Below are 7650 nucleotides of genomic sequence, written 5' to 3'. Positions count from 1 at the left end.
GGGGGGGCCCGGGGGCTTCCGGGGGGCAGGGGCTCGCCCGGGTCCCCGGGTACGGGGCCGGGGGGGGGGGGCCCCGGGCAATCCGCGGCGGGGGCCCCCCGCGCCGGGCCGTGCCCGGGCATGGTGCCGGCCTGTGCGCCCGTCCGGGGCCGCGGGCAACCGCGAGGGGGCCCCGTGGAGAAATACCGGGGAAAGATCCGGGTGCGGGTTATGATGATTCGCGATGGCAAGGTTATTTGGGACCGATGGTGTCCGCGGAAAAGCAAACGAACTTCTGACCCCCGAACTGGCGATGGCGCTTTCACAGGCCGCCGCGATGGTGTTGGGTCACGAACAAATACATGACGGGCGCAGGCCCGTGGCGGTGGTCGCCAAGGATCCCCGGATCAGTGGCGACTTCATCTCCGCTGCGATCGAGGCGGGCCTTGCGGCCTCCGGCGTCGACGTACACGATGCGGGGACCCTGCCCACGCCGGCGGCGGCGTACCTGGTCGCCGACATGGGTGCCGACTTCGGCGTCATGATCTCCGCCTCGCACAACGCGGCCCCCGACAACGGGATCAAGTTCCTGGCCCGCGGCGGCAAGAAGCTGGACGACGCCCTCGAGGACGCCATTGAGGCGGCCATGGACAAGCCCAAGTACCGCCCGGTCGGAGCGGACGTGGGACGCATCTCGCGCTTCGCCGATGCCGAGGACCGCTACGTCATGCACCTGCTGCAGACGCTGCCCAACCGGCTGGACGGGATGAAGATCGTCCTGGACTGCGCCCACGGCGCGGCCAGCGGCTGCTCGCCGGAGGTCTTCAACGCCGCCGGGGCCCAGGTCGTGGTCATTGGTGCGGAGCCCGACGGCATCAACATCAACGACGGCTACGGCTCGACGCACCTCGAACGCCTGCAGGCCGCAGTGGTGGACAACGGTGCGGACCTGGGCATTGCCCACGACGGCGACGCCGACCGCTGCCTCGCCGTAGACCACGAGGGAAACATCGTGGACGGGGACCAGATCATGGCGATCATGGCCACCGACATGAAGGAACGCGGCGTCCTGAAGGACAACACCCTTGTCGCCACCGTGATGAGCAACCTCGGGCTGAAGATCGCCATGCGCGAGGCAGGGATCAGCTTCAAGGAAACCGGCGTGGGCGACCGCTACGTGCTCGAGGGCATGCGCGAGGGCGGCTACAACCTTGGCGGGGAACAGTCCGGCCACGTGATCTTCGCGGACCACGCCACCACAGGTGACGGGGTGCTGACAGGCCTGCACATTGCCGCCCGGGTCAAGGCCACCGGCAAGTCCCTGAAGGAACTTGCCGCCGCCATGACTGTCTTGCCACAGGTGCTGATCAATGTCAGGGGCGTTGACAAGGAAGCCGCACCCAGCAACCAGATGCTGATCGCGGCGATCGTTGCCGCCGAGGCGGAACTGGGGAGCAACGGCCGGGTGCTGTTGCGTCCCTCCGGAACCGAGCCGGTGGTGCGCGTGATGGTGGAAGCCACCTCGCACGACATGGCCCATTCCCTGGCGACTTCGCTGGCCGCAGTCGTTTCACGGGAACTGGCACTATAGATTCTTTTTGCAACATTGAGACCGTGGCCGAGTGTTCCGGCACCAACGGTGTCAGGCGCTCGGCCACACGCATTTGAAATGTGCAGCCCCAGGGCTGCACCGGTGATTTTCGAAAGGGTGTTCCACGGGCATGAGCATGAAGATATCGGTGATAGGCACAGGATACCTGGGCGCGACGCATGCTGCATGCATGGCGGAGCTGGGCTTCGACGTCATCGGCGTTGACGTTGACCCGGCCAAGATCCAGGCCCTTTCCGAGGGCAAGCTGCCGTTCCACGAACCGGGCCTCGGTGAGCTGCTGCGCAAGCACGTGGCCTCCGGCAGGCTGCGCTTCACCACCGACTACGAACAGGTGGCCTCCTGGGCGGATGTGCACTTCGTTGGCGTGGGCACCCCGCAGCGTGCCGACGGGCACGGGGCCGACATGCGCTACGTCGATGCCGCGGTGGCCGAACTTGCCACGCGCATCCGCGGCACTGCGCTGATCGTGGGAAAGTCCACGGTTCCGGTGGGCACCGCACGCCGGCTTCGCGGGCTGATTGCTGCCAACGCGCACCCGGATGCACAGATCTCCCTGGCCTGGAACCCCGAGTTCCTGCGCGAAGGCTTCGCGGTGGCCGACACCATGTCCCCGGACCGTCTGGTGCTGGGTGTCGAGGACGAGACCTCCGAGGCGATCCTGCGTAAGGTCTACGCCCAGGCACTCGAAGCAGAGACCCCGATGATTGTCACGGACTTCGAGACAGCCGAACTGGTCAAGGTTGCGGCCAACGCTTTCCTGGCCACCAAGATCTCCTTCATCAACTCCTTCGCCGAGGTCACCGAGACCATTGGCGGGGACATCACGGTGCTGGCCGACGCGCTGGGCCACGATGCGCGCATCGGGCGCAAGTTCCTCAATGCCGGCGTGGGCTTCGGAGGCGGTTGCCTGCCCAAGGACATCCGGGCGCTGCAGGCCCGCACGAGCGAACTAGGCCTGACCCACACCATGGGGTTCCTGGCCGAGGTCGACGAGATCAACCTTCGGCGCCGCGAACGCGTGGTCCGTCTGGCCCACGTGATGCTCAAGGAAAAATTGGTTGGTGCCCGCATCGCGGTGCTGGGCGTTACCTTCAAACCTGACTCGGATGACGTGCGGGACTCCCCAGCCCTTGACATCGCGGTGCGGCTGTTCAACGCCGGTGCCGACGTGTTGGTCTATGACCCCAAGGGCAACAAGAACGCAGCCGAGCGTTTTCCGCGGCTGCAATACGCCGGCGACCTGCCCGAGGCCGTGCAGAATGCGGATTTGGTGCTTCTGTTGACCGAATGGGACGAATTCAAGGCCCTGGTTCCCGCCGACCTCGAGCACCTGGTGGAAGCGCGGCGCATCATCGACGGACGCAACGTGCTCGATCGTGGCCTGTGGACCGGATCCGGGTGGGAAATCGTTCGGATGGGCCAGCACTACGCGCCCCTCGACGGGGTGCTCTAACCTCGGGAAAGACTACATAAACAGTATGAAGGCGCCGATCGCGCAGGCAATGACGGCCAACAGCCCCAGGCCGATATTTTGCCAGATCAAGGGAACTCGAGGCCCTTGTCGATAAATACGAAGGTTAGATGCGCTTGCGTACTTTTCGTTCCAAGATTCTCTCCCCAAGTTTGGCGTACTCCCCAGAACGCGCTTAAATTTGGTCCTACCAGTTCGCTGCAATTTGCCCATGAGCGTGAACAGCAAATGAACAATGAGAGTTGAGCGGTTTTGGCTTGTATGAATTCCGCATATTCATGGGCCGCTACAGATCAAGAAGAGAGCGTCCTGATCGCAGAGCCACTGTTGCTTGCCGTACGACAAGAGCCGGGAAAACGCGCGTCCGATTCGCCGTCTGAAGCCTGGTTCGAACCAGCATCCCCGATCAGAGGTGAGTCCGGGATCAGAAATTTTGTTGATGACGTGCGGGCTTCCGGACGCCTTGTTGATTGAGGTGAAGAATTTGGCAATCACAAGGCTCTATAAAAAGAACGGACGAATGCATATGCGTGAACCTGGCGATTGATTAGCATGACTTGAGCGTGGGTTACCCGAATTGCCAACGAAGTATTTGCGTGTACCCCAAGTATCCGCAAATGTGGAGGACCCACCACACTTGCAATGTTGGTGGGTCCTTTTCGTGGGGACGATTCAATTTCTCGCTGTTCCATGCGGCCTTTCGACGATTCATGTGACGTAAGTTGCAATTCAGATTATTGAGGTTCCGACCGCGCTTAGCTGCGTAGGGACAAACTCGCACTTAATTTGGCCTGAATGAACGGGGCTTTCGGTGGCGACTGTGGAACGAAACGGTAAGTAACGAAGCGGTAGCGCTGGTGCGAGGGCCCGGTTCGTTCCACAGGCGCCACCGAAAGCTCCGCCTAAACATTGGCCAACAGCTCACGCAGTTGTTGGCCATACTGCTTTGCGTATGACTCCAACGCGGTTGGCAATTACTTCCACCGCATCCTGTTTCTGCTCACCGATTTGCAGAAGTCGCTGGAACTGTCCGAGATGCCTGCTCAATCTGAGTCGCGGCGCTAGCGGAAACTCGATTTCCATCCGTTGCCCTCTTGATCGGAAAAGCAGTGGGCCAGACGGCCCGTTGCCTGAGGATCTCCCAACCCCACATCACTTCAATAGTGGCCCAATCTTTTCCCAAAAGATATCTGACATGCTGCGGCTAAACGTAGCCGTGAGATGGTGGGCATCGCGATAGACCAACTTGTTACCAATAATCGGCGGGCAGGAATCCTCGTTGCATAGGTAAGAGCTGAAGTCGACGAAGGTTGCCCCAGCGGACGCTGCAGCGGCAGTTTCGACCGCAGCGGTGGCCGCGACCAACTGCTCACTTCGAGGCAGTACACAGGGCTTCACGTCGTCAATGTGGGCGGAGAGACAGATTTCAAGGGACGCCTTGTTGTCCGGTACGTCGGCGATCACGGCAACCGGTACCGGGGCAATCGCATCGAGCGTGCGTTTCAGTCCCTCCTGCCATGAAGTGTGGAAGGGGGCCTCGGATACAAGCGTACTTTTTCCATAATTTGCGATCAGTACTAGATTCGGCCGCTCAATATTGATGCGATCGATGACTCCTGCACGCCAAGTGTCACATGCGAAATATTCGACTCCGTTGACAAAGCGTTCCTTGTCAACTGAATGACATGAGCTTTTCGTGTTTGAATCGAGCCGGATATCTCCGCGCTCCGCCAGGGCGGCAAGCGCCGGGTACCAGTTCGCAGCGTGGGAGTCTCCGAATAGGAAGACGAGGGGCGCTGACTTATTGGACCCGACTTGGCACCCCGATGAGTCGGTGCTTTCATAAACTCGGTGGCAGCCGCTTGAGTAGATTTTAGGGTTGTCTTGGGATGCTAGGCGAAGTGAGGGCTCCATGTTCAATGGTATGAATGGAGTTCCGGTCGGAGCCGCGACAAGAGGGCCCTCTATTGCCATGTCGTCGGTTGAGAGTTGAGCACTATTTGATGCGCTTCCTGCTCCGAAAGCAATGGCCACCACGAGCCCGGATGCTGCAAATGAGGCCAAGAGTGTCCGCACGGTCTGGCCCTGAGTGCGAGCGCGAAAGCGAATCGCCGGCATTTCGACCCAGCGGTACAAAAGCCATGCAAGTGGGAATGAAATAAGGCCGAGCATAAGTCTCACCGACAATGACAACGGTTCGTGGGGTCCGGCCATTGCCAATGGAATTGCCTGCATGGGCCAGTGAACAAGGTACAGCGAGTAGGAAATCTTGCCAACGAACTGTAGCAACCTCAGTCCGAGTACCCGGTCACTGGAGAACCTGCCCTGTGAGCCTCCGCCGATAATAAGCAGTGCCGTCGCCAGTACGGGGAAGGCCGCGTAGGGGCCGGGGAAAGGTGTGGAGGAATCAAAATTGAATCCGATGAGTATAAGTGAGACGAGGCCAACCCAAGCGAGCACCCCTGTCACTGGGCGTTTCAGCCATGAAGCATTCGAGCGCACGTGGAAAGCTAGAAGAGCACCGACACCAAGTTCCCACGCTCGTGTAGGCAGTGAGAAGAATGTCCATGGCTGGGAAGAGTTCATCCCAACCAAGCACAACGCAAATGATGCTAGGGTCAGCGTCAAGACCAGACCGAGAAGCGCTATCCGATTGCGCCTGAGAACCCAGAAGCCAAGCGCCAGAATGGCGGGCCAAAACAGGTAGAACTGTTCTTCAATTCCCAGCGACCAATAGTGTTGAAATACCGAGGGTGCGCTCTCGCTTAGGTAGTCGGTTTTGTGCCTAGCAAATAGCACGTTCGGCATGTACAAAGCCGTCGCGACGGCACCCTTCCAATCTTCCTGCATCAGGAGCGGCGGCATCCAAATCCAAGAGGCAACTGTCGTGACAAGCGCAACTAGCATTGCCGCCGGCAGGATTCTCCTGGCTCGCTTGGCGTAAAAGGCCCCGAACCGGATTCGACCTTGATGCTCCAGGGATCGGAGGAGGTGCCCCGTGATCAGGAACCCAGAGATTACGAAGAAAACGTCAACACCGGCATATCCCCCGCTTACCCAGTCCACACCGGAGTGGTACGCCACGACTAAGAGCACGGCAACGGCGCGAAGTCCTTGAATGTCCGCCCGGAACGAATTCTTGGCTTTCGCAGCGACGCCTGTGTCCGCTTGCATGGTTGCGTCAGCTAGCATGCCAAATTCCCTCTGGTGGTGTGAATGGATCTAGTCCAGTTTAGCCAAGTCAAGTCACTCCAATTAATCAATCCGGGGCTGTGGTGACACAAGTCCTGGACGGAATTACCTTGGGATACTCAACCGCCGCATTCATCTATGCCACGTCGGGGCCAGTGTCGTGGCTTTCAAAGTTTATCTCCCCGGGGTCGGTCGGCGGTTCCCGTTTCGGGCGTGCTGCTTTCGGCGCACCCTGGTAGTGCCGGAATCCCATCCTTCCAAGGAGGCTGTAATGTCTGACCGTGTGACGTTAGGGCTTTCAGATTATTTAGTTGGTGTGTCGCCGTTTTTGAAGGCGTAATTCCACTCGGGGTGCCATTCGTGCTTTTCCAGGGTGCCGCTGGACTCGAGCAGCCTCATTTCGTGGCCGGGTATTTTCACGCCGGTCTGATAGATGCCGGTGTCCAGTTCCGCTTGGACGGTGAGTCCGGTTTTGGTGATGGTCGCGGCGATGGAGTTAACGATGACTTCGTGGCTGGTCAGGGGTCTCCCGCGCCAGTTCATGGAGATGTGGGAGAAGAGCTTGTGCTCGATCTTGTTCCAGTTGCTGGTTCCTGCGGCAGGTGGTAGATGGTGATCTCCAGGCCCATTTCGGCGGCAAGTCCGGCGAGGTCGGTCTTCCACAGGCGCGTCCGGTAGCCGTTGGATCCGCCGCCGTCGGCGGTGATCAAAAGCCGGTTGGCGCCCGCGTGGGTGTTCGTTCCGGTGATGTTCCACCAGGAGCGGATGATGTTCACGGCGAAGGCCGCGGTGTCCTGGTCGGTGCCCACCGACACCCATCCGGGGTTGTTGCCCACGTCGTAGACTCCGTAGGAGTTGGCCTTGCCTTTTCCTTGTCGATGAAGTCGTGGACTTTGACTTGTTCGGCGTCCCGGGTGGGACGCCATTCGGCGCCCTTGTTCTTGTATTCCCCGACCAGTTCCTTCTTTTTCGCATCGACGCTGATCACCGGTTTCCCGGCGGCCAGGTGCGCGGTGGCCCGGGCGTTGAGGTAGGTGAATTGGGCATCCCTGACGGGGTGCTGCCTGCCTTCGAGGGTCTTGGCGTTGGCTTGCAGGCTGAAGCCGTTGGACTTGAGGAGTTTCGCGACGGTCTCGGCTCCCACACTGTGCCCTTGTGCGGTGAGTTCGGCGGCGAGTTTGGGGGGGTGGAGAGGGTGGTCCAGGACGGCGGGGATTCGGGGTCCCTGCGGCGGGTGGGTTCCGCCAGGGACAGCAGGGCCGGGACCAGGTGTGTGTGATCGACTATCTGTAGGCCATTTGAGCCAAGAAATCCAGCCAAGTTGGTGGCCGGTTTCCAGCCAAATGAGCGATAAGAATCAGGCCAGTGAATTCCTCCCGGAAACCGTCATTCCGGG

Annotated in this window: 3 protein-coding genes and 1 pseudogene; 2 read left to right on the top strand and 2 right to left on the bottom strand. The window is 60.4% G+C overall.

What is annotated here, in order from left to right; genetic code table 11:
* Positions 1-223: 223 nt before the first annotated feature.
* Both glmM and ACLQ7E_RS15660 read left to right on the top strand, forming a co-directional pair.
* A complete protein-coding gene (gene glmM / locus ACLQ7E_RS15665) occupies positions 224-1570 on the top strand; it encodes a phosphoglucosamine mutase (RefSeq protein ID WP_411733509.1) in 1347 nt (448 codons plus the stop codon).
* A 130-nt stretch (positions 1571-1700) separates the two neighbouring features.
* Complete coding sequence (locus ACLQ7E_RS15660) at positions 1701-3044, top strand: UDP-glucose dehydrogenase family protein (protein ID WP_411733508.1); 1344 nt, start codon at positions 1701-1703, stop codon at positions 3042-3044.
* Between the two features lie 1170 nt (positions 3045-4214).
* On the opposite strand, the gene ACLQ7E_RS15655 is transcribed toward ACLQ7E_RS15660, so the two are convergent.
* Both ACLQ7E_RS15655 and ACLQ7E_RS15650 read right to left on the bottom strand, forming a co-directional pair.
* Positions 4215-6254, bottom strand: a complete 2040-nt coding sequence (locus tag ACLQ7E_RS15655) for an acyltransferase family protein (protein ID WP_411733507.1) — start codon at positions 6252-6254, stop codon at positions 4215-4217.
* A gap of 303 nt (positions 6255-6557) precedes the next feature.
* Positions 6558-7398, bottom strand: a pseudogene (locus ACLQ7E_RS15650) (ISAzo13 family transposase).
* Positions 7399-7650: the final 252 nt, after the last annotated feature.

Origin of the sequence: Paeniglutamicibacter sp. (genome assembly GCF_046714615.1) — a bacterium.
GTDB lineage: Bacteria > Actinomycetota > Actinomycetes > Actinomycetales > Micrococcaceae > Paeniglutamicibacter.
This window is presented reverse-complemented; position numbering and strand designations above follow the sequence as displayed.